Raw genomic sequence first — 26,988 nt, 5'->3', positions numbered from 1 at the left:
CGGTGCGGTCAGTTGCCGACGCGGCGGCGGACGTCCTGGAAGGCGGTGTAGTTGGCGATCAGCTCGATCCGCCCGGGTGGGGAGAGCCGTACCGCCTCGTCCATGTCCTCGGCGACGCGGAAGTCCAGTCCGGCGACCTCCAGGCGTACCGCCAGGTCCAGCCTGCGGTCGCCGATCACGACGATCGGATGTCCGGCGAGCCGGGTGTAGTCGACGTCCCAGAGCCAGGAGGTGTCGGTGCCGTCGGCGCCGCGCGCGTTGACGGAAAGGATCACCGGGGTGGGCGGTGGGTCGATCAGGGAGAACGTCTCCAGCCAGCCGGCCGGGTTCTTCGCCAGCAGCAGCCGCACCTCACGGCCGAGGAAGGACACCACATCGTACCGGCCGGCCACGGCCTGCACCTGGTACATGCGCTCGAGGGCGACCTGCGGAGGAACGCCGAACACCGCGGCGACGGCGGCGGATGTGGCGGCGTTGGCCTTGTTGGCCCGGCCCGGCAGCTGGAGGTGGATCGGCCAGGCCGACCCGTGCGGGTCGAGGACGTTGTCGCCCCTGAGGGCCCAGGTCACCGGCGGCCTGCGGAACCCGCACTCGCCGCAGAACCACTCGTCCCCGGGGCGCTGCATCACACCGCCGCAGGCGGGGCACGACCAGGCGTCGTCCTTCCACTCCTGGCCCGCGGCGACCCAGACGACGTTGGGGGAGGAGGACGCGGCCCACACGATCAGGGGGTCGTCCGCGTTGGCGATCACGACGGCCTTGGCGCCGGACAGGCCCTCACGCCACTTCTCGGCCAGCATCCGGGTCTCCGCCGCGCGGTCCAGCTGGTCGCGGGAGAGGTTGAGCAGGGCGATGGCCCTGGGCGTGGTGTCGCGGGCGACCCCGGCGAGGTACTTCTCGTCGACCTCGATCACGCCGAAGCGGGCGTCCGATCCACCCGCCAGGGCCGAGGTGATGCCGGCCGGCATGTTCGCGCCGAGAGCGTTCGAGACGACCGGGCCGGCGGCCCGCAGGGCCTCGGCGATCAGCCGTGTGGTGGTGGTCTTGCCGTTCGTCGCCGACACCAGGATCACGTCCAGGTGCTGTGCGAGCCTGCTCAGCAGATCGGGGTCGAGTTTCAGGGCGACCCGACCGCCGATGACCGATCCGCTGCCGCGTCCCGCGGCGCGCGACACCGCCGCCGCTGCCTTGCCGGCCGTCACGGCCAGCTTGGCGCGCGGCGACAGCGGCTCTGCGTTGTCAGGGTGTCCTGCCATCGTCCTTGATCCTCCTCGCGTCGGTCGGGGCTCAGCCTATCGACCTCCGGGCAGCGGCCCGAACTGCGGCTCCGTCAGGAACCCGGAGGTCACCGGCGCGATGCACGGAACGTAACCTTAACGCCATGCGAAACCGTCCGATCCCCGGCAGTTCCGGTCTGGTCCGGGCCGTGAGCCTGTTCGGTGATCCGGTGCTGCACGCGCCGTGCGAGCCCGTCACCGACTTCGGCCCGTCCCTCGGCGGCCTGATCGAGGACATGTACGCCACCATGTACGCGGCGAACGGCGTGGGCCTCGCCGCCAACCAGATCGGCGTGCCGCTGCGGGTGTTCGTCTACGACTGCCCCGACGACGACGAGGACGTCCGCCGTCTCGGGCATGTGGTCAACCCGAGGCTCGCCGCCGCCGGCGGTATCGAGGTGCGCGGCCCGGAGGGCTGTCTGTCGCTGCCCGGCGTCGAGGCGGGGACGCCGCGGTACGACCACGCGGTGGTGGAGGGCGTCACACGGGACGGCGCGCCGGTGCGAGTGGAGGGCACGGGCTTCTTCGCGCGGTGCCTGCAGCACGAGTGCGACCATCTGGAGGGCGGGGTGTATGTGGACCGGCTCACCGGCCTGCGCCGGGCCCGTGCCCTGCGCGCGGTCCGCCGCGCTCCGTGGGGGCGGCGGTAGCGTCCCGTTTCGGCCGGTGCGGCCGGGCCGTCCCGCTGCCGTCTGGTGCCGGGAGCGGTCGGCCCCGGGCGGCGGGCGGTGCTCGCCGGTGCCGGGAGCCGGCGCTGCGGGTGCCGCAGGTGCGGCTGGTGCCGGCGCCCGGAGCCCCCGGGCGGCACGCGCCGGTGAGACTACCGGTACCGGTGTCTGTGCCGGTGCTCGTGTCTGTGCTGTGTGCGGGTGATGCCCCGCCGCTTTGCCGGTGTCTGCGGTGTCAGAAGCGCGGGCTGCCCGGGCGGTCCTCGGCGACGGAGAGGCGGCCCCAGAGAAGGTCCGCGAGGCTGCGCACCAACTGCTGCCGCGAGCAGGGGCGTTCGCTCAGCCACCAGTCGCCGGCGCCGTGCATCATGCCGACGATGCCGTGGGCCCAGATCCGGGCCAGCTCGTCCCCGCCGGGTCCGAGGTCCACGCGTTCGGCGATCACGGTGCCCAGCTCCTCGCCGAGTCTGCGCAGCAGCGGCGCCGTGTGCCTGCCGACGTCGAAGCCCTGCTCGGAGTGGTGGGAGTCCTCGGCGGGGTGCATCAGGAAGCGGTAGACCTGCGGCCTGGTCTCGATCGCGGCGAGGTAGGTGTCGAGGGTGTGCTCCACGCGTTCCCGCCGGTCGGAGCTGGCGTCGATCGCCGTGCGCAGTGCGGCCAGCAGTCCGTCGGTGTGGCGCTCGGCGAGTGCGCGGTACAGTCCGCTCTTGTCGCCGAAGTGCCGGTACAGGATGGGCTTGGTGATCCCCGCCTCGGCGGCGATCGCGTTCATGGAGGCCTGTGGGCCGTCCCGGAGCACCACGCGGTCCGCGGCCTCGAGCAGCTCGCGCCGACGCCGGTCGGCCGAGCGCCGCTGGTCGGGCGAACGACGCGGGTCCCCCTGCTCCTGCTGAGTGGTGGTGGTCTCCATGGTCTCTCCCCGCCCGTGCTGAATCCTGAGGCCTGCGCAACGTAACACTCCCCGAGTCCGGCCCGTCGATCGGGCCGTTGGCGGTTGACAGCTGCTACGCACCGGTAACAGACTGCGGTTACCGGTAGTAACATGTGTACTGCGTGCATCAGGAGGGGACATGACCGAGTTCGCGCTCGATCTCAACGACGATCAGAAGCAGGTCCGCGACTGGTTGCACGGCTTCGCCAGGGACGTGATCCGTCCGGCCGCCGCCGAGTGGGACGAGCGCGAGGAGACCCCCTGGCCCGTCATCCAGGAGGCCGCCAAGGCCGGTATCTACTCCCTGGACTTCTACGCCCAGCAGTTCTTCGACCCCACCGGGCTCGGTATCCCGATGGCCCTGGAGGAGCTGTTCTGGGGCGACGCCGGTATCGCCCTGTCCATCGTCGGTACGGGCCTGGCCGCGGTCGGGGTCCTCGCCAACGGCACCGAGGAGCAGATCGGTACCTGGATCCCGCAGATGTACGGCGATGCCGACGATGTGAAGGTCGCCGCGTTCTGCTCCTCCGAGCCCGACGCCGGCTCCGACGTCGGCGCGATGCGCACCCGCGCCGTCTACGACGAGGCGAGGGACGAATGGGTGCTCAACGGGACCAAGACCTGGGCCACCAACGGCGGAATCGCCAACGTCCATGTCGTCGTGGCCGTCGTCGACCCCGGCCTCGGCACCAAGGGCCACGCCTCCTTCATCGTGCCCCCGGACACCCCGGGCCTCTCCCAGGGCCAGAAGTTCAAGAAGCACGGCATCCGCGCCTCGCACACCGCCGAGGTCGTCCTCAAGGACGTGCGCGTCCCCGGCTCGTGCCTGCTCGGCGGCAAGGAGAGGCTCGACGGGCGGCTGGCCCGCGCCCGCGAGAGCGCCCGGACGGGCGACGAGCGGGTGAAGAACGCGGCCATGGCCACCTTCGAGGCCTCCCGCCCGGCCGTGGGCGCGATGGCGGTCGGCACCGCACGGGCCGCGTACGACTACGCTCTCGCATACGCCCGGGAGCGCAGGCAGTTCGGCCGTCCCATCATCGACAACCAGGGCGTCGCCTTCCAGTTGGCGGACATGCGCACCCGGATCGACGCCGCCCGGCTGCTGGTCTGGCGCGCTTCCTGGATGGCGGTCAGCGGCAAGCCCTTCACCGCGGCCGAGGGCTCGATGTCCAAGCTCTTCGCCAGCGAGACGGCCCGGGAGGTCACGGCCCAGGCCGTCCAGATCCTCGGCGGGAACGGCTTCACCCGTGAGTACCCCGTCGAGCGCATGCACCGGGACGCCGCCATCTACACGATCTTCGAAGGCACCAGTGAGATCCAGCGTCTGGTGATCGCCCGCACCCTCTCCGGCCTGCCCATCCGGTGAGGCGCGGGCTCCCGCACGCGACGGGGCGCCGGCCGCTCGTCCGGTCGGCGCCCCGTCGCCTCAGCGGCAGGGTCACTGGGCGAGGTGGGCCTCGATCGCCGCGACGACCTCCGCCGCCTCGGGCTCCGTCCGCGGCCGGAAGCGGGCGACCACCTCGCCCCGCGGGGAGACGAGGAACTTCTCGAAGTTCCACTGCACATCGCCGGCCTCCCCGTCGGCGTCCGGGAAGCGGGTCAACTCGGCGTAGAGCGGATGCCGCTGCCCGCCGTTCACATCCGACTTCTCCAGCAGCGGGAACGTGACCCCGTAGGTGGCCGAGCAGAACGCGGCGATCTCCTCGGCGCTGCCCGGCTCCTGTCCCAGGAACTGGTTGCACGGCACTCCGAGCACCGTGAAACCGCGGTCCGCGTACGTCTTCTGCAGCCGCTCCAGCCCCTCGTACTGGGGGGTGAGACCGCATCGGGACGCCACGTTCACCACCAGCACGGCCTTGCCCCGGTGGTCGGCCAGCGACGTCTCCTCGCCGGACAGCGTGCGCAGCGGGATGTCGTCAACGGACATCAAAGACTCCTTGGTATCTCGTGTTTATATGATTCTTACTCTTCGTGTAGCGTGCGCGCGTTCGAACTCCATGTCCCGAGGAAGACCGCAGATGAGCGCACCCACGCCCTCCCCCGCCCCCCAGGAACCCCGGCTCCCGGAGGGCTCCCCCGTGCCCGGCGCCGCGCCCGTGCCCGCGCCCGCGCCCGCCAAGAAGAGCAAGCTCAGGAAGCTTCTCAGGGTGGCCGGGCTCATCGTCGTCGCCGTGGTGGTGAAGCTCGGCATCGGCTACGTCTTCGACGCGCCCGTGCGCGCCGAGGCCGGCGACTGCGTCAGGGTCACCGGCGAGGAGAACGACCCCGAGGTCGAGACCAAGGGGTGCGACGACGAGGGCGCCAACTACAAGGTCGTCAAGGTCGTCGAGAACACCTTCGACGTCAACGCGTGCACGGTGGGCGAGGCCGCTCTCGCCCAGCAGTGGGACGCCGACAAGTTCGTTCTCTGCCTCGGCCCCGTCGGGAACTGACCCGCCCGGGGACGTGACCCCGCAACGGTGGTGGCGCCGGCCGGCGGCCCTCGGCCGCCCGGCCGGCAAGACGGCCGCCCCGGCCCGACCGGGACCAGCGGCCGGCCCACCAGGGCAGGGCGTGCCGTGCGGCCCCCGTCTCACAGCCGGCCCACGGACGTCACGCGCACGACGGCCCGGCCCTCCTCGTCGGAGGCCGCCAGGTCGACCTCCGCGCTGATGCCCCAGTCATGGTCGCCGTCCGGGTCGGCGAACGTCTGCCGGACCCGCCAGAGGCCGTGCCCCGGGTCCTCCTCGATGGCGAGCAGTTTCGGGCCGCGCGCGTCCGGACCGGTGCCGAGGTCGTCGTACTCGTCCCAGTACCCGTCCATCGCCTCGCCCCAGGCCTCCTCGTCCCAGCCCGCGTCGGCATCCAGCCGGCCCAGTTCGCCGACGCGGTCGAGCGCCGCCAGCTCCACCCGGCGGAACAGCGCGTTGCGCACCAGCACCCGGAAGGCGCGGGCGTTGGCGGTGACCGGCTTGACCTGGTCGGCCTTCTCCTGTGCTTCCTCCGCGGTCTCCACCTCGGGATTGGCCAGCTGCTCCCACTCGTCGAGGAGGCTGGAGTCGACCTGGCGGACCATCTCGCCCAGCCAGGCGATCAGATCCTGCAGGTCCTCGGTCTTCAGGTCGTCCGGGACGGTGTGCTCCAGGGCCTTGTACGCGCTCGCCAGATAGCGCAGCACGATGCCCTCGGTGCGGGCCAGCTCGTAGAACGACGTGAACTCCGTGAAGGACAGGGCCCGTTCGTACATGTCCCGGATCACCGACTTCGGGGACACCGGGTGGTCGCCCACCCAGGGGTGCGACGTCCGGTAGGTGCCGTAGGCGTGCCACAGCAGCTCCTCCAGCGGCTTCGGGTACGAGATCTCCTGGAGCCGCTCCATCCGCTCCTCGTACTCGACCCCGTCCGCCTTCATCGCGGCGACGGCCTCGCCCCGCGCCTTGTTCTCCTGCGCGGCGAGGATCTGCCGCGGGTCGTCGAGCGTCGACTCGACGACGGACACCATGTCCAGTGCGTACGAGGGCGATTCGGGATCCAGCAGGTCGAACGCCGCGAGCGCGAACGTGGACAGCGCCTGGTTGAGGGCGAAGTCCTGCTGGAAGTCGACGGTGAGCCGGACGGTCCTGCCCTGCGCGTCGGGGGTGCCGAGGCGCTCGACGATGCCGCCGTCGAGCAGCGAGCGGTAGACGGCGATGGCCCGGCGGATGTGCCGGAGCTGCTGCCTGCGGGGCTCGTGGTTGTCCTCCAGCAGCGTGCGCATCGCCTCGAAGGCGTTGCCCGGACGGGCGATCACCGACAGCAGCATGGCGTGGGTGACCTTGAAGCGGGAGGTGAGCGGCTCGGGGTCGGAGGCGATCAGCTTCTCGAAGGAGTTCCGCGTCCAGCCCACGAAACCCTCGGGAGCCTTCTTGCGTACCACCTTGCGCTTCTTCTTCGGGTCGTCGCCGGCCTTGGCGAGGGCCTTCTCGTTCTCGACGACGTGCTCGGGCGCCTGGGCGACGACGAAGCCGGCGGTGTCGAAGCCGGCCCGGCCCGCCCGGCCCGCGATCTGGTGGAACTCCCGGGAGCGCAGCGTACGGACGCGGCTGCCGTCGTACTTGGTGAGTGCGGTGAACAGCACGGTGCGGATGGGGACGTTGACGCCCACGCCGAGGGTGTCCGTACCGCAGATCACCTTCAGCAGTCCGGCCTGCGCCAGCTTCTCCACGAGACGGCGGTACTTGGGCAGCATGCCGGCGTGGTGCACGCCGATGCCGTGGCGGACGTACCGGGAGAGGTTCCGGCCGAACTTGGTGGTGAAACGGAAGTTGCCGATCAGCTCGGCGATGCGGTCCTTCTCCTCGCGCGTGCACATGTTGATGCTCATCAGCGACTGCGCCCGCTCGACCGCCTGCGCCTGGGTGAAGTGCACGATGTAGACCGGCGCCTGCTTCGTCTCCAGCAGCTCGGTCAGCGTCTCCGTGATCGGGGTCGTGCGGTATTCGTAGGAGAGCGGTACGGGCCGGGTCGCCGAGCGCACCACGGCGGTCTCGCGGCCGGTGCGGCGGGTGAGGTCCTTCTCGAACATCGACACGTCGCCGAGCGTCGCCGACATCAGCACGAACTGCGCCTGGGGGAGTTCGAGGAGCGGGATCTGCCAGGCCCAGCCGCGGTCCGGTTCCGCGTAGAAGTGGAACTCGTCCATCACCACCTGGCCGATGTCGGCGTCCTTGCCGTCCCGCAGCGCGATCGACGCCAGGACCTCGGCGGTGCAGCAGATGACGGGCGCGTCCGCGTTCACCGACGCGTCGCCGGTGAGCATGCCGACGTTCTCCGTGCCGAAGATCTTGCAGAGGTCGAAGAACTTCTCCGACACCAGGGCCTTGATCGGCGCGGTGTAGAACGTGACCTCGTCGCGGGCGAGGGCCGCGAAGTGCGCACCCGCGGCGACCAGGCTCTTTCCGGAGCCGGTCGGTGTGGAGAGGATCACGTTGGCCCCCGAGACCACCTCGATCAGCGCCTCCTCCTGGGCCGGGTAGAGGGAGATGCCCCGGTCCCCGGCCCATGAGGTGAAGGCTTCGAAGAGGGCATCGGGGTCGGCGTCCGGCGGCAGCTGATCGATAAGGGTCACCCCACCATCTTGCCTGGCCTGCCGCCGGTACGGGGAACCGGTCGCCGGGAGGAAGATCGCCACCGGTAGCCTGTCCCCTCGGCGCTGCTCGGCTCGGGCCGCTCGGCGCGGCGCGGGCCACCGGCGCTCGGGTGCCAACGGTGCCCGGGGCAAGGGCGCTTGGGCCGAACAGGCCCGGCGGACAACGGCAGATGGGGCGGGAACGAGCATGATGGGACCGGCGCACTCCCTGTCCGGGGCGGCTGCCTGGCTGGGGGCGGGGGCGGTGGCGGCCGGGCTGGGCCATCCGATGCCCTGGCCCGTCCTGGTCGTGGGTGCGCTGGTCTGCGCGGGCGCCGCGCTCGCGCCGGACCTCGACCACAAGGCGGCGACGATCTCCCGCGCCTTCGGGCCGTTCTCCCGCGGCCTGTGCGAAGTCGTCGACAAGCTCTCGTCCGCGGTCTACCAGGCGACCAGGAAGCCGGGGGACAAGCGCCGGACCGGCGGTCACCGCACGCTCACCCACACCTGGCTGTGGGCGGTGCTGATCGGCGGCGGCACCTCGCTGCTGGCGACGACCGGAGGGCGATGGGCGGTCCTCGCCGTCCTCTTCGTCCACCTGGTGCTCGCCGTCGAGGGCCTGCTCTGGCGGGCCGCCCGGGTGTCCAGCGACGTCCTGGTGTGGCTGCTCGGGGCGACGAGCGCCTGGATCCTGGCCGGCCTCCTCGACGAGCCGGGCGGCGGCGCCGGATGGCTCTTCACCGGGCCCGGCCAGGAGTACCTGTGGCTGGGGCTTCCCGTCGTGCTCGGCGCCCTGGTGCACGACATCGGGGATGCGCTCACGGTCTCGGGCTGCCCCGTACTGTGGCCCATACCCGTCGGCAACAAGCGCTGGTACCCCGTGGGGCCGCCCAGGGGAATGCGCTTCCGGGCCGGCAGCTGGGTCGAGCTGAAGGTCCTCATGCCGGCGTTCATGCTGCTCGGGGGAGTGGGGGCGGCGGCGGCCCTGAACTTCATCTGAGCGCCGGCGCGGACGGGGAGCGTCGCTGCCGGTCACGCGCGGCGAGCGGCCCACCGGCCGGCTGCCGGGAGCGACGGTTTGCCCGCCGCGTCGCGTTGTGCCAGCGTGGGGCGCCATGAACAGGGACCAGGAGCGGGATGCGGCGCTTGCGCGGGCGGTACGGCTGCGCGAGCACGGGCAGACCGTCGAGGCTCGCGAGCGCTTGGTGGCGCTGGCCGAGCAGTATCCGCAGGATGTCGAAATCGCCTACCAGGCCGCGTGGGTGCATGATGTGCTCGGCCTCGAGGAGGAGGCCGTCCCGTTCTACGAACGCTCGTTGAGCGGTCCGGGGCTGGTGGAGGAGGACCGGCACGGGGCGTTCCTGGGGCTGGGGAGCACGTATCGCGTGCTCGGCCGTGCCGAGCAGTCGCTGCGCACGCTGCGTCGCGGCCTGGAGGAGTTCCCGCTCGATCCGGCCCTGCAGGCCTTCCTGGCCATGGCCCTGTACAGCACCGGGGAAGGCCGGGAAGCTGTGCGGACGTTGCTGAAGGTGCTGGCGGCCACCAGCAGCGATCAGCGGGTGCAGGCCTACCGGCGGGCGATCGACCACTACGCCGACGATCTCGACGGAGTGCTCTAGCCCCCGTCTGCGGGGGCTCACCGGAGGCGACGGCGACATGCGTCCCGGCGATCGGCTGGGGGGAACGCCGGGCGCCCCCTCGCCCGCCCGCAGCCGTGTGCGAGCCGTGCCGGGACGCGGACGCGCGCGAGCCGCCCTGCGCCGCCTTCCCTGCACGCGCCGCCTTCCCTGCACGCGCCGCACGTTCCGACCTCCGGGACGGGACGGACAGGCGCCGTCACGGCTCCCGGCGGGCCGCCCCCGTCCCCCCGTCGATGAGCGCCGACAGCAGCACCCCCAGCGCCTCGCGCTGCTCGGTGGTCAGCGGCGCCAGGATGTCGTCGGCGGCGGCGCGGCGGGCGCCGCGCAACTCCCTTAGCGTGGAGCGCCCGGGACCGGTGAGCTCGACGCGCACCACCCGGCGGTTCGCCGGATCGGGAACCCGGCGGACGCGGCCGGCTCCCTCCAGCCCGTCGACCAGCGTGGTGACCGCCCGGGGAACGACTTCCAGACGGGCGGCCAGATCGGCCATCCGCGGGGCCGTGTCGTACTGGGCGACGACGCGCAGCAGCCGGGCCTGGGCGGGAGTGATACCGACCGGCTGCAGATGCTGCCGCTGCACGCGGTGCAGCCGGCGCGTCAGCCGCAGCAGCTGCTCGGCGAGCACGCCGTCCGCGTCCGTGGCGGGGCCCGGAGTGGTCATGCCCGGACGATATCAGGACGACGCTCATGATGGACATAGGTAATAATGAGCTACGCTCTTCGAGCTGTCCGGTCCCCGACCCGCTGAGGGAGCCCATGCGCGACCACGACGGTCCTTCCTGGACACCTCCCGACCGCCCGCTCGACCCCGCGCGCTCCGCCCAGCCCGCCCAGCCCGCCCAGGTACGGCGCATTCTCCGGCTCTTCCGGCCCTACCGTGCACGGCTCGCCGCGGTCGGGCTGCTCGTGGCAGCCTCGTCGCTGGTCACCGTCGCCTCGCCCTTCCTGCTGCGCGAGATCCTCGACACCGCGATCCCGCAGGGCCGCACGGGCCTGCTGGCGCTGCTCGCCCTCGGGATGATCGCCGCCGCCGTGACCACCGGTGTCCTCGGCGTGCTGCAGACCCTGATATCGACCACGGTCGGCCAGCGGGTGATGCACGACCTGCGCACCGGCGTGTACGGCCGGCTCCAGCGGATGCCGCTCGCGTTCTTCACCCGGACGCGTACCGGCGAGGTCCAGTCCCGTATCGCCAACGACATCGGCGGCATGCAGGCCACCGTCACGTCCACGGCGACCTCCCTGGTCTCCAACGCCACGGCCGTGGTCGCCACCGTCGTCGCGATGCTCGCGCTCGACTGGCGGCTCACCGCCGTCTCGCTGGTGCTGCTGCCCGTGTTCGTCTGGATCAGCCGCCGGGTCGGCCGCGAGCGCAAGGCCATCACCACCCGGCGGCAGAAGCAGATGGCTGCCATGGCCGCGACGGTCACCGAGTCGCTGTCGGTCAGCGGCATCCTGCTCGGCCGCACGATGGGCCGGGCCGACTCGCTCACCCGGTCCTTCGCCGAGGAGTCGGAGCGGCTCGTCGGCCTGGAAGTCCGCTCCAGCATGGCCGGGCGGTGGCGGATGGCCGTCATCGGTATCGTCATGGCCGCGATGCCCGCCGTTCTGTACTGGGCGGCGGGGCTGACCCTGGCGTCCGGCGGGTCCGCGATCTCGATCGGCACCCTCGTCGCCTTCGTCTCGCTGCAGCAGGGACTGTTCCGTCCGGCCGTGAGCCTGCTGTCCACGGGCGTCCAGATCCAGACGTCGCTCGCCCTGTTCCAGCGGATCTTCGAGTATCTGGACCTGCGAGTGGACATCACCGAGCCGGACGACCCGGTCCGGCTGGACGAAGTCGCCGGGGAGGTCCGGTTCGAGAGCGTCGGCTTCCGCTACGACGCCGGGAGCGGGCCGACCCTCCAGGACATCGGGATCACCGTCCCGGCGGGCAGCAGTCTCGCCGTGGTGGGAGCGACCGGCTCCGGGAAGTCCACCCTCAGCTATCTCGTGCCCCGGCTCTACGACGTCACCGAAGGCCGGGTCACCCTCGACGGCGTCGACGTCCGCGACCTCGCCTTCGACAGCCTCTCCCGGGCCGTGGGCGTCGTCTCCCAGGAGACGTACCTCTTCCACGCCTCGGTCGCCGACAACCTGCGGTTCGCCAAACCGGACGCGACCGACGGCGAGGTCGAGGCGGCGGCGCGGGCCGCGCAGATCCACGACCACATCGCCTCGCTGCCCGACGGCTACGACACGCTGGTGGGCGAGCGGGGATACCGCTTCTCCGGGGGAGAGAAGCAGCGGCTCGCCATCGCCCGCACGATCCTCCGCGACCCGCCGGTGCTCATCCTGGACGAGGCCACCAGCGCGCTCGACACCCGCACGGAGCTCGCCGTGCAGCGCGCCGTGGAGGCGCTCTCCGCCGGGCGCACGACGATCACCATCGCCCACCGGCTCTCCACCGTGCGGGACGCCGACCAGATCGTCGTCCTCGAGCGGGGCCGGATCGCCGAGCGCGGGACACACGGGGAACTCATCGAGCGCAACGGGCGCTATGCGGCCCTGGTGCGCAGGAGCGGCCGGTTGGCGCCGGCCGTGACCTGAGCCGGGAGAGAGCCTTCCGGCCCGGGACGATGCCGCCCGGCCGCCGCACGGAGTGATCCGTCACCGGCCGTGCAAGGGGGCGCGCCGGCCGGGGGACCCGGTCGACGGCCGGTCCACGCCGGCACGTCGACGGTGGCCCGGAACCGAACGCGCGATCTTGCGGACGCGGAGGGAGTATGGGGGTATGCCCGAAGCCTTCACCACCCGTGTTCTCGACCTCACCACCGGCACGGCGGAGACCGTGACCGATCTGACCCTGGCCTGCGAGAAGTTCCTCGCGGAAGCCGCCGGCGGCCGTGACGGTCTGCTTCATGTGTTCGTGCCCCACACCACCGCGGGCATCGCGCTGATCGAGACCGGCGCGGGCAGCGACGACGACCTGCTCTCCACGCTGCATGTGCTGCTCCCCGCGGACGACCGCTACCAGCACCGCCACGACAGGCCTGGCCACGGCCGCGACCACGTCCTTCCCGCGCTGGTGCCGCCCCACGCCACCCTGCCGGTCGTCGGCGGAAGCCTGCAACTCGGCGGCTGGCAGTCGGTCTGCCTGGTCGACACCAACAGGGGCAATCCTGAGCGTCAGGTCCGCCTGTCGTTCCTCGGGCCGGGTAGCGGTTGACGGGGGAGCGCGGGCCCGATCTCGGGCCTCCCCTCCCCCTCCGCTTCGACCGGCACCATGGCCCCGGCGCCCCTTTGCGAAGGTCCGCCGTACCCGACCGCCCGCAGGGGTCCGCAGTTGTCCACAAGGGGCCCGGGCGGTTGGCCGGTCTGACAGGATGGCCGGCATGACGAGCGAGGACCAACCGAAGGCCGGCCACCGCGGCACTCCCACCAGCACCGCGTTCCGCGAGTTCATGGCCTCCGGGTGGGCGGCCGGCGAGCGGTCGCCCACCCCCCGTGCCGAGGTCGCCGACCACGCCGCCCGCAGGCGGGCGGCCCTGTCCCTGCGGTTCCCCGGCGAGCGGCTCGTCATCCCCGGCGGCGGCCTGAAGGTGCGCAGTAACGACACCGACTACACCTTCCGTCCGCACACGGCTTTCGCCCACCTGTCCGGGCTCGGCGCACACGCCGAGCCCGACAGCGTTCTGGTGCTGCATCCCGGCCCCGAGGGCGGCCACCACGCCGTCCTGTACTTCCGGCCGCCGGCCCCGCGGGACTCCGAGGAGTTCTCCACCGACTCCCGGTACGGGGAGTTCTGGGTCGGGGCCCGGCCCGCCGTCGCCGATGTCGAGTCGCAACTCGGTCTGACCGCCCGCCCTATCGACTCCCTCGCCGACGACCTGGCCAAGGACGATGCCGCCGTCCGGCTGCGCGTGGTCCGTTCGGCCGATCCGCTGCTCGCCGGGCTGGTGGACACCACCCGCGCCCAGGCGGGCACGCCGCTGTCCGCGGAGCAGCAGGAGGAGGCCGACGAGGAACTGGCCCGCCACCTGTCGGGGATGCGGATCGTCAAGGACGACTGGGAGGTCGGCGAGATGCGCAAGGCGATCGCCGCCACCCACCAGGGGTTCGAGGCGATCATCGCCACCCTGCCGGAGGCCGTGCGCAAGGGGCGCGGCGAGCGGTGGGTCGAGGGGATGTTCGGCCTCCATGCCCGGCACCGGGGCAACGGCGTCGGATACGAGTCCATCTGCGCGTCCGGTGACCACGCCAACACCATCCACTGGACGAGGAACAGCGGCGAGGTCCGGGACGGCGACCTGATCCTCATCGACGCGGGGATCGAGGTCGACTCCCTGTTCACCGCCGATATCACCCGCACCCTGCCGGTGAACGGCCGCTTCACCGATGTGCAGCGCAGGATCTACGACACGGTCCACGAGGCGCAGCAGGCCGGGATGGCGGCGGTGCGGCCCGGCAACAGGTTCAGCGACGTCCACGCCGCGGCGAACGAGGTCATCGCACGCCGCCTGCACGAGTGGGGGCTGCTGCCCGACGGGGTCACGCCGGAGCGGACCCTCGATCCGGAGCACGGGGGCTGGCACCGCCGCTGGATGGTCCACGGGACCTCCCACCACCTGGGCATGGACGTGCACGACTGCCAGCTGCTGCTGCGCGAGGACTACATGGACGGCGAGCTGCAGCCGGGCATGGTCCTCACCGTCGAGCCGGGCCTGTACTTCAAGGCGGACGACCTGCTCGCACCGGAGGAGTTCCGCGGCATCGGGGTGCGCATCGAGGACGACGTGCTGGTGACCGGGGACGGCTGCGAGAACCTGTCCGCCGCGATGCCGAGCGCTTCCCGTGAAGTGGAGGAGTGGATGGCGCGGGTGTCGGATGCGGCAGGAGACCGGAGCCCGCGGTAGCGGCCCGGCGCACGCCCCGCACCGGCCGTGCGCCTGCGGATGGGGTCCGCCAGGGGCACGTCCGGGCGGTGGCCCCCTCCGGGACCGCGCGGCCGGCCGTCGGGCGGGCGCGACGCCCCGCCCTGTCCGCGGGCGGGCGGCCGGCCCGCACGGTTCACCGCCGGACGCCCAGAACCTCGCTCATCAGGCCGCCGACGAGCCGTACGCCGTCCTCGGTGAGCACCGACTCGGCGTGGAACTGCAAGGAGGCGAAGTGCGGGCCTCGCAGAGCGTGCACCTCACTGGTCCCCGGGTCGCGGCTCACCTCGATCAGGCCCACACCCTCGCGGTCGGCCTTGTCCTCGGTGCTGTGCGCGGCGAACGTGTTGTAGAAGCCGACGCGCTCCCGGGCGCCGAAGAGGTCGATCTCCCGCTGCACGCCCTGGTGGGGTACGTCCCGGCGGACCAGCTCGAAGCCGAGCCGTCGGCTCAGCACCTGATGGCTGAGGCACACTGCGAGGAACGGCCGCCGCTCCGCGAGCAGGGTGTCGATCGCGGACCGCAGATGGGCGATCTTCGGATGCTCCGTCTCGCGCGGATCGCCGGGCCCGGGGCCCATGACGACGAGGTCGTGGCCGTCGAAGGAATACGGTTCGTCGAAGCGGCGGATCGCCACCTCCAGCCCCAGCACACGCAACTGGTGGCCGATCATGGACGTGAAGGCGTCCTCGGCGTCTACCACCAGCACCCGCTGCCCCGCAAGAGCCGAGGGCCGTGTTTCCCCGCTGTCGTCGGCCAGCCAGAAACCGGCCAGGGTGGCGTTGCGCCGCTCCAGGGCGGCCCGCACGTCCGGGTGGTCGCCGAAACGCACGGCGGCGGGCGCCTGGTGCGCCCCCGGGCCGTCCGGCCGGAGCGCCGCGAGCAGCCCGGCCGCCTTGGCCCGTGTCTCGGCGACCTCGGATTCCGGGTCGGAGTGGCGGACGAGGGTGGCTCCGACGCCGATGCTCACCCGGCCCGTGGTGTCGATGTCGGCGGTGCGGATCAGGATGGACGAGTCCAGGGCACGGCGGCCCCGTTCGTCGTGGCCGATGAGGGCGGCCACGCCGCTGTAGTAGCCGCGGCCCGCGGGCTCGTAGCGGCTGATCACCCGGCAGGCGCTCTCCAGCGGGCTGCCGGTGACGGTGGGCGCGAACATCGACGCGTGCAGGATCTCCCGAGGGTCGCGGGTACTGCGGCCCTCGATGACGTACTCGGTGTGGGCGAGCCGCGCCATCTCCTTCAGGTACGGGCCCACCACCCGGCCGCCGGTGTCGCAGATGCCGGCCATCATCTTCAGCTCTTCGTCGACGACCATGTTCAGTTCGTCGGCCTCCTTGCGGTCGGCCAGGAAGCGGAGCACTTCGGGCAGGGCCGGTCCGGTGGCGGGGTAGCGGTAGGTTCCGCTGATCGGATTCATCACGGCCGTACGGCCCGACAGGCTGATGTGCCGCTCCGGGGTGGCTCCCACGAAGGTGCGGTCGCCGGTGTGGACGACGAACGTCCAGTACGCACCGGACTCGCCGCGCAGCAGTCGGCGGAAGAACGAGAGCGCGCTGTGCGGGGTGCAGTCGGCGATGTCGGCGACGAAGGAGCGCTTGAGGACGAAGTTCGCCCCCTCACCGGTACCGATCTCGTCGGCGATGATCCTGCGGACCGTGGCGGCGTACGTTGCGTCGTCCACATCGAAGTGGCCGCCGGAGAGGTCGATCGGCACATCCGGGAGCCGGGACAGCACCTCGCCGAGCGGCAGCGGGGACTGCTCGGTGACGGTCATCGCGATCAGCGGCTCGCCGTCGTCGGGGGCGGCGAAGCCTCGCTCGGTGATCTGCCGGTAGGGGATGAGCGTGAGCAGTTCGTGCCGGGGGCCGCCGGCGGCCGGCGCCTGTTCGGGCAGCGGCAGTTCGGCGAGGGACGCCGGTGTGGTGATCTCGCCGAGGAGCAAGTCCACGGTGCCCGGGTCGCCCGACTCCGGGCGGTGCAGCAGGGCGAAGGCGGGCGGGTGCGGGGCCAGCACCCGGGTGAGCAGGTCGGCGGGCACGGTCATGCGACGGCTCCGGCTGGTGCGGCGGTGGTGGTCCCCAGTTCGGCGAGGACGGTACGGGTACTGGTGACCATGGCGCACCGCTGCGCGGCGTACTCGACGGCCATCCGGTGGTACTCGGCGGAGAAGTCCGCGACCGCGTCCGCAACGAGGAACGGCCGGATGTCGTGGGTGAAGGCCTCGACCGCCGTCATCAGGACGCCGACGTGGGCGTACACCCCGCACACGATCAGCTGGTCGCGCCCCAGCTCGCGCATCCAGTCCAGCAGGCCGGAGCGGAAGAAGGCGCTGTAGCGCCACTTGGTGAACACCCGGTCGCCAGGCCCCGGTGACAGCGGCTCGGCGACGTTCCGGTCCGCCGGGTCGACGCGCATGCCCGGACCCCAGAAGTCCAGGAGCAGACCGCGCTGCTCGTCGGTCATGCCGCCGGGCTGCGCGGTGTACGCCACCGGCACACCGGCCGCAGCGGCCCCCTCGCGCAGGCGCGCGGCGTTGCGTACCAGCGGGTCGCGCAGGGCCGCGGGCAGCGGGCGCAGAAAGTAGCGCTGCATGTCGTGGAGCAGCAGCACCGCACGGTCCGGGTGGGCGCACCACCGTGCGGTGTTCCCGGGCAGGTCGTCGGCCGACGGCAGCGGATACGGTTCGATGGGGGGGATGCCCGCCATGACTGTTCTCTCCTCAGTGCGAAGGGCTGTGGGCGTACGGGGGGGCCGTGTGCGCGGGGCCGTGCGTGCCTCCTACGCCGCCGCCGGGCGGGTGCGGCGGTCGGTCGTCCACCAGGCCGAGACCACCGACAGGGCCTGGGCCGGGTTGAGGCGCGGGTCGCAGCAGGTGGTGTAGCGGGTGCCGACAAGGCCGATCTCGGAGTCGTCCCGGACGCATTCGGTGACGTCGTCGGGAGTGGTCTCCAGGTGCAGCCCACCCGCGGCCCCGCCCGCCGCGGCGACCGCGTACCGGAATCCGTCCACCTCGCGAAGGATCGTCTCCAGGAACCGGGACTTGAGGCCGTCCGGTGTGCTGACGGTGTTGGCGTGCATCGGATCGGTCAGCCAGACCACCGGGAACCCGGCGGCGCGTACGGCGGCCACCAGCGGGGGCAGCCGCTCGGCGATCGCCTCCGCGCCCATCCGCGTGATCAGCGTGAGCCTGCCCTCTTCGCGGCGGGGGTCGAGCCGTTCGCACAGGGCCAGTACCTCGTCGACGGTCATCCCGGGACCGACCTTGCAGGCCACCGGGTTCACGACCTCGGCGAGCAGGGCGACATGGGCGCCGTCGAGCTGCCGGGTGCGCTCCCCGACCCACGGCCAGTGAGTGGACGTGAGCAGCAGCCGGCCGTCCGGCTGCCGGCGCAGCATCGGTACCTCGTAGTCCAGCAGCAGCGCCTCGTGACTGGTCCACACAGGCGCCCCGATACGGGCCTGCCGGTGGGCGCCGGGCCAGCCGAGGTACCCCATGGCGTCCCGGGCGGACCGGTAGCCGGTGAGCAGCCGCCGGGGGTCGGGGCGGCGCGACTCGGGGGTGGGCTCGGGGCTGTTGACCATGTGGCCTCGGTAGACCGGCAGTTCGAGGCTTCCGACACGCTCGGTGGGGTGGGACCGGGGCTTGCCGAACTGCCCGGCTATCCGGCCGACGCGTACCACCGGCCGGGTGGTGTCCATCTGCAGTGCCCCAGCGAGCATGTTCAGCAGGCCCGCCTTGCGTGCGACGTGACCGGGGGTGCACTCGGCGGTGTCCTCCGCGCAGTCGCCCGCCTGCACGATATGGGCCTCGCCCGCGGCCACCCGGGCGAGCATGGATCGCAGGGAGCTCACGTCCTCGGCGGCGACGAGTGCGGGCAGCGCGGTGAGTTCCTTGCGCACCCGCAGCACCTCCGCCTCGTCCTCCCAGGGTGGCTGGTGCAACGCCTGTTCATACCGCATATCGAGCAGGGCGTTGTCCACTGGTTTTCTCCCATCACAAGAACCGGTAAGGCGGTGCAGGGCGCAAAAGAGGGAACAGACGGCAGAGGGCGGGAATGGGGGATTCCGAAAAGGTGGCCGAATTTCGCGATTCCCTGTGCGGCTCACCGATCGTCCGACGGGTTCCCCGGCGCCACCAACAAGATGGGCGCTGATCCGTCAGGTGACACGGGGTTCGTCAGGTGACGCAGGATTCGTCAGATGACGGGAAATCCGTCAAGTGGCCGACGATGCGTCAGATCGCCGCTCGCAAAAGGAACGGCGAAGGCGGGACGCATCGTGCGGACGAAAGGGCCCGTGCAGGCGAAAGGCCCGTCCATACGAGAGGGCCTGTGCGTGAGAGAGGGAGCCGTCCTGCGAGAGGACCGGCTCATGTGAAACCGGCTCATGTGAAAGGACCGGCGGGCGAGGCCCGGTGAGGGCGCTGCCCGCCGGTCCCGGCGGAGCGGACACTCAGCGGTGTTTCACTGAGCGTCGCAGTGGTGCACCGTGTTCTGGGCGAGGGCGACGACCGCGTGCGCGGCCGAGGCGAGAGTGACATGGCGGTGCCAGCCGCTGAAGGACCGCCCGGAGTAGTCGCGGATACCCACCCGGTCGGCGATCCCCGCGAAGTCCCGGTCGACCCGGTCGGCCAGCTTGCTCAGCCGCACCAGGGAGGCCGCCGGCGCGGTGGTGAGGTTGGTCAGCCACAGTTTGGCGGGCCAGTGCCCGTCCTCGTCGCCCACGCCGAGCAGCAGCACCTCGCCCGGCTCCGAGGGCGGCCCGGGCGGGTTCGGGAGACCGGCCACCCGGACGGCGGCGGCCCAGTGGGTGCTCGGCGCCGTGCCGCTTCCGCGGCCTCCGGCCACCACCGGCCGGCGCATGCCCCTGGCCATCAGCATGATCTGTTCGGCGGTCAGGGGCCCCCGGTCCGAGTGGGGCATGGCCGGGTCGGTGACGGTCAGCGGCTGGTCCTCGCACACGCTCACCAGCAGCGGCAGACCGGCGGCGTTGAGCCGCACGAAGATGGGGACGGCGTGCACTTCGCAGGAGTCGAGCACGAGCGGTCTGACCGGCAGCCGCCAGCGGGTCACCACCTCCTGGCAGGCCTCGACCACGCATTCGCTCAGCGTCTCCACGACGGCCCCGTCCGGAATGGACACCTGGCTGCGCCGCAGCTTGTCCGTGAGCCAGGTCTGGGGCAGATGAAGCCGCCAGTTGACCGGGGCGCTCATGTCGTCGGAGGCGGCCCACACGCCGATCGCACGCTGGGCGTTGAGAACCTGGCCGAGGGTGGGGAAGAAGTGCTTGTCCACACCGACCGAATGCCGTCCGGTCTTGGGGATGATGACCGGCTGGACCACCCAGGCCCGCGGCGGGGCGACGTCGATCCAGTGGCGGGCGAGTGCCTGGCGGATGGGCTTCCAGGCCCAGGTCGAGGACGAGATGAAGTGGTGGAGGTTCTGTTCCGAGACCTGGTCGCCGAGCAGCGCGGCGATGTTGCGTATGGACTTGCGGCCCGGTGTCTCCAGCAGGCCCCTCAGGTACTGCATGGCTTTTCTGCACTGGTCGCTGCGCGACAGCGAGGCGAAGAGGATCGAGGAGATCTCGGCGAGTAGGGCGTCCTGGGAGCCGGAGGGAAGGGGAGTGGAGGGTTCCCCTCGTGCTGCGGTAGTGGGACGCAGATGGAGGCAGAGCATGAAACTCCTAACTACCGTTCCAACGCGTGCTGTGGCGCCTCTGACGGATGGTCACTTGGCGTGACCGGGTGGGGCCAGGCCCGAGAGTAAGGGGCAGGGCGCCGTGTGATCCATCACCGGCCGAGTGAGAGTGTCAAGTTACCGAACGGTAGTCCCGTATATGTGGGTGGCTTCACTTCGGATCACCTGCGGGCCGCGTTCGGGCGCCGCCCCGCGCCCAGGCGGCGACCAGATGGGCCGCGGAGGCCAGCGTGATGTGCCGGTGCCAGCCGGGGAACGACCGGCCCGCGAAATCCCGCAGACCGACGGCCTCGGATATCTCGGCGAAGTCCCGGGCCACGACGCCGGGCAGTCGGGTCAGCCGCAGCGCCGCCGCGATTGCTGCGGCGCCAAGGCTGGTCAGCCACAGCCGCCGGTCGCCGTGCCGGCCCGGGTGCCATTCGGCGAGCAGCGTCATCGCGTTCCGCCGTGCCGGTGAGATCAGCACCGGCACCGCGAGTGCCGTGGTGCCACCGTCGCCGGAGTTGACCCACTGCCGCAGCTGCGGCAGGGACTCGGCCAGCTCTCCGGCGCTCCGCAGCCGGTCACCGTAGTTCGGCAGCTCCGACCGGTCGATCCGCGCCGGAGCCGCCGGGCCGACCCGCACCACGAACGGCAGCCCCGTGGACGCCAGGAAACGCGCGGCCGCGGCGCCGTCCGCCTCCGCGACGTCCACGACCACCGGCAGCCCCGCCACCTCGGCCATGTCCGTGAGCCCGGAGACGGCGCGCCGGACGCACTCCTCGACCGTGCCGAGCGCGGCCTCCGCGGGCACTCCGGCCCGCCGCCGCAGTGGATCGGCCGTCCAGCGCGCGGAAAGCCGCAACTGCCAGTCCACCGGCACCGCCGACCGCTCCGACACCAGCCAGGTGCCCACCGCCTGCTGGCCGTTCACCGTGCCCAGGGCGGTGACCTGGGGGTCGGATCCGACGGAGTGGGGACCGGACTTGGGGATCAGCGTGGCTCCGATCACCCAGGCCTCCGGAGCGAGGGTGCGCTGCGCCTGCCGGGCCACGGCGTGCCGGATCGGCATCCACTCCCAGGGCGAGGCGCTGATGAAGTGATGCGCATTCTGCGGCGCCGCCACCCCGTCGAACTGGGCCGCGAGGCTGTGCAGCGTCTTGCGGCCCCGTACGGTGAGCAGGCCCCGCACATACTGCTCGGCCTTCACCCGCTGGCTGTTGCGGTGCAGCGAGCCGAACAGCCGTCGGCAGACTTCCGCGTCGAGGGCCGCCGTCGCGGACGGACGGATCCTCTCGAAGCCCTCGCCCGCTGCGGTCGGCCCCTCGCCCGCCGCGCCGCCGGGCTCCTGTTCCGGACTGCTCCCCAATGCTGCCCCCCGTGCCGTCGAAAAAGGACTGACGGTCTGTTTCTTTATACGGGGCACGCGCGCGACGACCGCACATTCGCGCCAGTCGTGCGGTGGCGGCCGGGTCTCGCACCGGGAGGGGCGGCCAGGGCGGCCGGTGGGCGGGCGGCGTCACTCCGCCGGCCGCGCGGTGCAGGATGAGTGTCCCGCGTGGGTCGGGGCCGGTCACCGCAGTCCCCGTCGGGCGTAGGACGAAGGCTGCGGCACCCAGCCGCGCTGTCGAGCACTCCGAACGCACCGGGTACGAGGAGGACCCTCCGCCCTGCGGTCGTCCCCCGGGCCCTCGAGGTCCGGGGCTCCGTGGCCCTGGCGCCGCGCTCGTCCACCGGGGATCGGACGGTCCTCAGCCCGCTCCTGCCGTCCCGTCGACGGCGGTCCCGGCCGGGTCTGCCGCCCGCCTCCGTGTACACACATGATCTTGACCGAAACAGTGCGGAGATCGGGTACGCGACATCGGAGATCGGGTGATCATAGATCCACCGGCGCGGAGGGAATACCGCGCTGCCGCTGCCGCTGCCGCTGCCGCTGCCGCTGCCGCCGCCCCGGCTCCGGTCCGCTCCGCCGTTGCCCGGGGCAGGCGCTCACCCGGAGGGGGCCCCGTCTGCCGGGCGCTGGACCGTCCGGCCGCGCGGCCGGGCCTTCGCGGCGGCGCGGCCGCCCGACGCGGCGGACCGGCGGACCGCCTCTCGCAGGGCGGGTCCGCTGGTCCGTCTCGACTCCGGGTTGCCTATGGGGTGACCGCGGCCTCCTCGGCCTCGGCCTTCCGCTCCTTGGGCACCCAGCGCAGGGCCAGGAACCCGAGGCCCAGGCAGAGCAGGCTGGCGACGCCGACGGCCCCGTGCATACCGGTGACGAAGGCGTCCTTGGCCTCTGCGATGGTGCCGGAGGCGATGCCCGAGATGTCCAGTGTCTCGTCGAGAGTGCCCGCCGCACCGGGTCCGGTGAGCCGGAACAGCAGCGCCGCGAGCGAGCCGAGCAGCGAGATGCCCAGCGCGTTGCCCAGCTCGTTGCTCATCTCGGCGAGCGACGCGGCCGACCCGGCGCGTTCCGCGGGCACCGCCGCTACGGCCGTGTCCGCCACGAGGCTGAAGGAGAATCCGTAGCCGACGCCGGTGACGACGGAGGAGGCGATGAACGCGGCCACCCCGTGCTCGGTGGTCGTCAGCAGCAGAATCAGCAAGCCGGCACCCATGAAGAAGTGCGAGGCGATCAGCGCCGAGCGCATCCCGATCCGCTCGACGACACCGGGGGCGCCGATGCACGCGGCGGTGAGGACCGCTGCGCCCGGGAGCACCAGCAGGGCCGCCGCGAGGACGCTGTACCCGAGGACCGACTGCAGGTAGACGCCGGTGAGATAGCCGGCGGCCGCCCACGCGACCAGCGACAGCAGACCGGTGAGGATCGCCACGGTGAACACGTGGTCCTTGAACAGCCTCAGGTCGAGCAGTGGGTATTCCAGGGTCAGCTGCCGCCGTACGAACCACACCAGGATCGCGAGACCGAGGAGGCCGGTGGCGGCCTGCGTCGCGGAGAACCCCTCCGCGGCCGCCGTCTTGACCGCGTAGACGGCCAGCAGGATGCCGACCGCGGACAGCACCACGCTGAGCGCGTCGACCCGGCCGGGATTGGTGGTGCGGACCTCCTTCAGCAGCACCGGCGCGAAGGCGAGGAACAGCACGACGACGGGGATGTTGATGAGGAAGACCGAACCCCAGTCGAACCGGCTCAGCAGCAGTCCGCCGAGCACCGGCCCGACGGCGAACCCGGCGGCGAAGGTCGCCGCGAAGATGCCGATGGCCTGGGAGCGTTGACGCGGGTTGGGGAACAGGTTGCTGATGATCGCCAGACCGGACGGCAGCAGCGTTGCGCCGCCGAGCCCCATCAGCGCGCGGCAGGCGATGAGCGCTTCGGGGTTGGGCGAGAACGCGGCGCCGACCGAGCCCAGGCCGAACACGATCGCGCCGGTCAGCAGAAACTTGAGCCGACCGTACCGGTCGCCGAGGTTGCCGAAGGCGATGAGCAGCGACGAGACCGCGAAACCGTAGATGTCCAGGATCCACAGTGCCTGATCGGTACTCGGCGTGATCGCCGACGTGATGCTCGGCATCGCGAGATAGAGCACGGAGCCGTCCATCGCGACGAGTGCGACGGGTCCGAGCACGATGACGAGACCGAGCCAGGCCCGTCGGTCGGCACGTTCCGCGACTAAGTCGAGGGAAGCCACGGGGGCGTCCTTTCACGAGAAGGTGCGAGAAATGTCAACTGCGCTTGCGGCGTACGCTCATGACGTCGCGTACGCTGTACGCAACAGGGTGCGTGCATCGTACGCGACGAGTTCGGCGGGATTTTCGCGCGGGAGTGCGTACGCTGTATGCGAATTCCATGCGTACGGCGTACGCAAGCTGCTGGGTATACTACCTCATGGCCATCAAGACACAAGGCAGGCACGTGAGTTCACCGGGCCTGTCACGGAGCGCGATCGTGGCGGCCGCCATGCGGGTCGCCGACGCCGAGGGTGTCGGCGCCCTCTCGATGCGGCGCCTCGCAACCGAGCTGGATTCGGGCGTCATGTCGCTCTACCGGCATGTCGCGAACAAGGACGCGCTGCTCACCGCGATCACCCGGGCGGCTTGCGAGGAGCACCCCTATCCCGAACCCGCCCCTTCGGACTGGCGGGAGGCGATGCGGCTCGCGGCCCGCCTGGACTGGGAGGTGTACCGCGCCCACCCCTGGGCGCTGGTCACCTCAAGCTCCGCCCGGCACTTCTCGGACACCTCGTGCCTGGACTGGATGGAGGACGCCCTCGTCGGCCTCACCGACGACCCCGACCTGGCGCGGTCCTTCTCCATCGCGGTGTGGTCGTATGTGCAGGGCGTGTGCATCCAGCACGTCTCGCAGCAGTTGCTGCCCGGCGGGGACAAGGCGGAGCAGTCCCCGCTGAGGGCGACCGAGGAGGACTTCGAACTCGGCCTGGAGATCCTCCTCGACGGTATGGAGCAGCGGGCCGAGCGGGCCGGGGCGCCCCGCGCCGGGACCGGTTCCGCCCGCCGCTTCGCCACCTTCACCCGCCCTTGACCGAACCCCGGCGTCCGGGACTCGGGTGTCCGACCGGTGGCCGGGTCGTTTGGCACGGTATGACGACCACGCATGCGATGAGCGCACGGCGCAACGGACGCCAGGCCACCGCCGCCGACCTGACCCCGCTCGCCTTCTCCGGATACGCCCACTTCACCGCAATGCAGGTCCGCGACGGTCGGGTGCGCGGCCTCGATCTGCATCTCGAGCGCCTGCGGTACGGCTCGGCCGAACTGTTCGGCCGGGCTCTGCCCGACGACCGGGTGCGGCTCTGGCTGCGCGCCGCACTGGACGAGGCCCCCGCGGACTGCTCACTGACGGCGACCGTCTACCCGACGTCCGGTGAGTTCACCGCGGCCGCCGCCGACGAGGAGCCCGCACTGCTCGTCCGCACGGCCCCGCCGGTGTCCGGCCCCCCGGGACCGCTGGCGCTCGCGGTGGTGGAGCACGAGCGCTTCCTGCCGTCGGTGAAGCACGTCGGGGAGCCGGCGAAGACGTACTTCCTGCGGCAGGCCGTCGTCCGGGGATACGACGACGCCGCCTTCGCCGACCGCCGCGGCCGGCTGAGCGAGGCGTCCATCTGGAACCTCGCCTTCTGGGACGGGTCCGCGGTGGTGTGGCCCGCCGCCGGCATGCTCGGCGGAGTCACCATGGGCGTCGTCCGCCGCCAACTGGACCGCCTCGGCGTCGCCCAGCGCCTCCGGGAGATCCGAACCGCGGACCTCCCCGGCCTCGGGGGTGCCGCCGTCATGAACTCCTGGACCCCGGGCATCCCCGTCCGCCGGCTCGGCACCGCAACCCTGCCGGACGCCCCGGACTTCCTGCGGCTGCTGCACCGGGCGTACGAGGCCGAGACGCCGGCCGAGGTGTAGGAGGCCGGTGCGCCGGCCGAAGTGCAGGGGGCCACGCCCCCGGCCGGGGCGCAGAGCGGCCAGAGCCTCGGGCCGGGACATCATGGCCGACCGGTCCCCGCGCCCGCCCCGCCGGAGTTCCTCAGGCCTGCGAGCCCGAACCGCTCAGCTCGCCGCCGGGCACCGAGCACACCCCCCACACGGACGGAGCACCGCAGGCGTCGGGCGCCGGCCGGTCGTCGAACGGCCACTCCCCGAGCGGCGGTTCGCCGGGCCCGGCGCTGCGGCTGCCCGCCGCGTCGATCCGGCCGCGCAAGGACTCCGCCGACAGCTGCGGCAGCACCAGGCGCCAGAAGGGGGTGACCGACCGCGTGGACGGGCCGCCGTACCCGCGGTCCCGCCCCAGGCCCTCCACGCCGGCCATCATCGCGGTGACGGCCGAAACGGCGTCGTCGAGGTCGATGCGCGGAGCCAGGCCGCCCTCCTGCCGGGCGACCGTGAGCAGTCCGCGCACCCAGTCCCGCCACAGCAGCCAAAGGCTGGTCTCGCCGCTCCACGCCGGGTCGTGCGCGAGGCCGAAACCGGCGCGGAGCACCTGGTCGCAGGCGATCCGCGAGGCCAGTGCGTGCGAGGTGTCCACAAGCAGCTGGAGCGGCGAGGGGTGCCGGGCGGGATCCGGTGCCGTGACGCAGCGCAGGATGCCGGCCGCGGTCGCCTCGACCGCCCCGCCGAGGCCCTGCTTGTTTCCGAAGTGGAAGTGCAGGGCGCCCTGGCTGACCCCGGCCAGGGCGCAGATCTGCCAGATGGAGGAACCCGCGAACCCGGCCCGGTCGAAGGCCTCGGCTGCGGCTCGGATCAGTTGTCGGCGTGTCTTCGCGGCACGGTCCTGCATGACGATGCGCACTCCGGGAGGGGGAGGGGGGTGAGCAGAGGTGGCCGGACGCGGACGTGCGGGGCGCCTGGCCCGGGCGGAGTCGCGGGCGCACGTCCGCGTCCGGCCACCGGTTCCACAACTACCACGCGGACAACGCGGGATGAACGGTCCGCTACCGCGCCTGGCGGGATATGGCGCCTGCCGGGATCGCCACCACACGGTTCGAGCGCCGCGGCGGTCCCGGCGAGTACCGCTGGGTCACGGATCGCCCCGGTCCGGCTGCCGCCCGGCTCCCGGACTGTGCGCTGCAGCGGCCCCGCCCGGCGCGTTTCCCGCGTTCGCGGCACCCCGGCCCCGGCCGGCCGGGGCCGGATCAGGCCGGTCCTCCTCCCGGCCTCTCCCCGCTCACCGAGTCCCGGCGCGCCCGAGGGACCTGCCGGACGGCGCCCCGCGGCGGATACCGCGCAGCCTCCGGGCGCAGGATCTCCGCGCCCCGATGGCCGGGCTGCTCGGGCCGGCCTCCGCCCCGGCCTGCCCTCGGGCCGACCTGACGGATCCTCGCGGAGACCTGACAGATCGCCGTTCGTTTC

22 protein-coding genes are annotated in these 26,988 nt (G+C 72.1%); 10 read left to right on the top strand and 12 right to left on the bottom strand.

All coding sequences use genetic code 11. The features are described 5' to 3' along the window. Positions 1 to 8: 8 nt before the first annotated feature. Positions 9 to 1,256, bottom strand: a complete 1,248-nt coding sequence (locus SCWH03_RS04595) for a MurT ligase domain-containing protein (protein ID WP_173262154.1) — start codon at positions 1,254 to 1,256, stop codon at positions 9 to 11. A 125-nt stretch (positions 1,257 to 1,381) separates the two neighbouring features. Between SCWH03_RS04595 and def the strand changes: the two genes are divergently transcribed. Continuing rightward, positions 1,382 to 1,927: a peptide deformylase gene (gene def / locus SCWH03_RS04590; RefSeq protein ID WP_173262152.1), complete on the top strand. Its 546-nt coding sequence runs from the start codon at positions 1,382 to 1,384 to the stop codon at positions 1,925 to 1,927. A gap of 253 nt (positions 1,928 to 2,180) precedes the next feature. Here def and SCWH03_RS04585 read toward each other — a convergent pair whose 3' ends face one another. Continuing rightward, complete coding sequence (locus tag SCWH03_RS04585) at positions 2,181 to 2,855, bottom strand: TetR/AcrR family transcriptional regulator (protein ID WP_173262150.1); 675 nt, start codon at positions 2,853 to 2,855, stop codon at positions 2,181 to 2,183. Positions 2,856 to 3,015: 160 nt separating this feature from the next. On the opposite strand from SCWH03_RS04585, the gene SCWH03_RS04580 reads away from it, so the two are divergent. After that, positions 3,016 to 4,242, top strand: coding sequence for an acyl-CoA dehydrogenase family protein (locus SCWH03_RS04580; RefSeq protein WP_173262148.1), 1,227 nt, complete (start codon positions 3,016 to 3,018; stop codon positions 4,240 to 4,242). Between the two features lie 72 nt (positions 4,243 to 4,314). Here SCWH03_RS04580 and SCWH03_RS04575 read toward each other — a convergent pair whose 3' ends face one another. After that, positions 4,315 to 4,803, bottom strand: a complete 489-nt coding sequence (locus tag SCWH03_RS04575; RefSeq protein ID WP_173262147.1) for a glutathione peroxidase — start codon at positions 4,801 to 4,803, stop codon at positions 4,315 to 4,317. Between the two features lie 91 nt (positions 4,804 to 4,894). On the opposite strand from SCWH03_RS04575, the gene SCWH03_RS04570 reads away from it, so the two are divergent. Further along, complete coding sequence (locus tag SCWH03_RS04570; RefSeq protein ID WP_173262145.1) at positions 4,895 to 5,308, top strand: LppU/SCO3897 family protein; 414 nt, start codon at positions 4,895 to 4,897, stop codon at positions 5,306 to 5,308. Positions 5,309 to 5,448: 140 nt separating this feature from the next. Here the strand turns inward: SCWH03_RS04570 and SCWH03_RS04565 are convergent, their stop codons facing one another. Next, positions 5,449 to 7,962 (bottom strand): DEAD/DEAH box helicase, encoded by a 2,514-nt coding sequence (locus SCWH03_RS04565; RefSeq protein ID WP_173262142.1) that lies wholly within the window; start codon positions 7,960 to 7,962, stop codon positions 5,449 to 5,451. Between the two features lie 208 nt (positions 7,963 to 8,170). Between SCWH03_RS04565 and SCWH03_RS04560 the strand changes: the two genes are divergently transcribed. Then, positions 8,171 to 8,962, top strand: coding sequence for a metal-dependent hydrolase (locus SCWH03_RS04560; protein WP_173262139.1), 792 nt, complete (start codon positions 8,171 to 8,173; stop codon positions 8,960 to 8,962). Positions 8,963 to 9,077: 115 nt separating this feature from the next. Next, entirely contained in the window at positions 9,078 to 9,581 is a 504-nt protein-coding gene (locus SCWH03_RS04555) for a tetratricopeptide repeat protein (RefSeq protein WP_173262136.1), read from the top strand. A gap of 217 nt (positions 9,582 to 9,798) precedes the next feature. Here the strand turns inward: SCWH03_RS04555 and SCWH03_RS04550 are convergent, their stop codons facing one another. Then, positions 9,799 to 10,263 carry a MarR family winged helix-turn-helix transcriptional regulator gene (locus SCWH03_RS04550; RefSeq protein ID WP_173262133.1) on the bottom strand — a complete coding sequence of 155 codons (465 nt, stop codon included), beginning with the start codon at positions 10,261 to 10,263 and terminating at the stop codon, positions 9,799 to 9,801. Between the two features lie 95 nt (positions 10,264 to 10,358). Here SCWH03_RS04550 and SCWH03_RS04545 point away from each other — a divergent pair, with 95 nt between their 5' ends. The 3 genes from SCWH03_RS04545 to SCWH03_RS04535 all read left to right on the top strand — a co-directional run bounded on the left by SCWH03_RS04545 (position 10,359) and on the right by SCWH03_RS04535 (position 14,494). Next, on the top strand, positions 10,359 to 12,188 hold the full coding sequence (locus tag SCWH03_RS04545) for an ABC transporter ATP-binding protein (RefSeq protein WP_173262130.1): 1,830 nt from the start codon (positions 10,359 to 10,361) through the stop codon (positions 12,186 to 12,188). 184 nt (positions 12,189 to 12,372) lie between these two features. After that, on the top strand, positions 12,373 to 12,807 hold the full coding sequence (locus tag SCWH03_RS04540) for a YjbQ family protein (RefSeq protein ID WP_173262127.1): 435 nt from the start codon (positions 12,373 to 12,375) through the stop codon (positions 12,805 to 12,807). Positions 12,808 to 12,973: 166 nt separating this feature from the next. Then, positions 12,974 to 14,494 carry an aminopeptidase P family protein gene (locus SCWH03_RS04535; RefSeq protein WP_173262124.1) on the top strand — a complete coding sequence of 507 codons (1,521 nt, stop codon included), beginning with the start codon at positions 12,974 to 12,976 and terminating at the stop codon, positions 14,492 to 14,494. Positions 14,495 to 14,648: 154 nt separating this feature from the next. Here the strand turns inward: SCWH03_RS04535 and SCWH03_RS04530 are convergent, their stop codons facing one another. The 6 genes from SCWH03_RS04530 to SCWH03_RS04505 all read right to left on the bottom strand — a co-directional run bounded on the left by SCWH03_RS04530 (position 14,649) and on the right by SCWH03_RS04505 (position 23,822). Continuing rightward, positions 14,649 to 16,556, bottom strand: a complete 1,908-nt coding sequence (locus SCWH03_RS04530; RefSeq protein ID WP_173262121.1) for an anthranilate synthase family protein — start codon at positions 16,554 to 16,556, stop codon at positions 14,649 to 14,651. Then, the gene (locus SCWH03_RS04525; RefSeq protein WP_173262118.1) at positions 16,553 to 17,218 is read right to left on the bottom strand and encodes an isochorismatase family protein; all 666 of its coding nucleotides are present in this window, start codon (positions 17,216 to 17,218) and stop codon (positions 16,553 to 16,555) included. Before SCWH03_RS04525 ends, SCWH03_RS04530 begins: the two co-directional genes overlap by 4 nt. Positions 17,219 to 17,290: 72 nt before the next feature. Further along, on the bottom strand, positions 17,291 to 18,493 hold the full coding sequence (locus tag SCWH03_RS04520; RefSeq protein ID WP_173262115.1) for a 3-deoxy-7-phosphoheptulonate synthase: 1,203 nt from the start codon (positions 18,491 to 18,493) through the stop codon (positions 17,291 to 17,293). Positions 18,494 to 18,975: 482 nt separating this feature from the next. Further along, positions 18,976 to 20,190, bottom strand: a complete 1,215-nt coding sequence (locus SCWH03_RS04515) for an IS701 family transposase (RefSeq protein ID WP_254076557.1) — start codon at positions 20,188 to 20,190, stop codon at positions 18,976 to 18,978. A gap of 172 nt (positions 20,191 to 20,362) precedes the next feature. Continuing rightward, complete coding sequence (locus SCWH03_RS04510) at positions 20,363 to 21,481, bottom strand: IS701 family transposase (protein WP_443098654.1); 1,119 nt, start codon at positions 21,479 to 21,481, stop codon at positions 20,363 to 20,365. Positions 21,482 to 22,325: 844 nt separating this feature from the next. After that, positions 22,326 to 23,822, bottom strand: coding sequence for an MFS transporter (locus SCWH03_RS04505; RefSeq protein WP_173262109.1), 1,497 nt, complete (start codon positions 23,820 to 23,822; stop codon positions 22,326 to 22,328). 197 nt (positions 23,823 to 24,019) lie between these two features. On the opposite strand from SCWH03_RS04505, the gene SCWH03_RS04500 reads away from it, so the two are divergent. Beyond that, the gene (locus tag SCWH03_RS04500) at positions 24,020 to 24,673 is read left to right on the top strand and encodes a TetR/AcrR family transcriptional regulator (RefSeq protein WP_173262106.1); all 654 of its coding nucleotides are present in this window, start codon (positions 24,020 to 24,022) and stop codon (positions 24,671 to 24,673) included. A 59-nt stretch (positions 24,674 to 24,732) separates the two neighbouring features. Then, positions 24,733 to 25,545 carry an aminotransferase class IV family protein gene (locus tag SCWH03_RS04495; RefSeq protein WP_173262104.1) on the top strand — a complete coding sequence of 271 codons (813 nt, stop codon included), beginning with the start codon at positions 24,733 to 24,735 and terminating at the stop codon, positions 25,543 to 25,545. A 121-nt stretch (positions 25,546 to 25,666) separates the two neighbouring features. Here SCWH03_RS04495 and SCWH03_RS04490 read toward each other — a convergent pair whose 3' ends face one another. After that, positions 25,667 to 26,416: a ScbR family autoregulator-binding transcription factor gene (locus tag SCWH03_RS04490; protein ID WP_173262101.1), complete on the bottom strand. Its 750-nt coding sequence runs from the start codon at positions 26,414 to 26,416 to the stop codon at positions 25,667 to 25,669. Positions 26,417 to 26,988: the final 572 nt, after the last annotated feature.

The sequence above is a fragment of the Streptomyces pacificus genome, assembly GCF_011766325.1.
GTDB classification, from domain to species: Bacteria; Actinomycetota; Actinomycetes; order Streptomycetales; family Streptomycetaceae; genus Streptomyces; species Streptomyces pacificus.
Note: the sequence above shows the minus strand (reverse complement) of the source record. Positions and strands in the feature narration are given on the sequence as shown.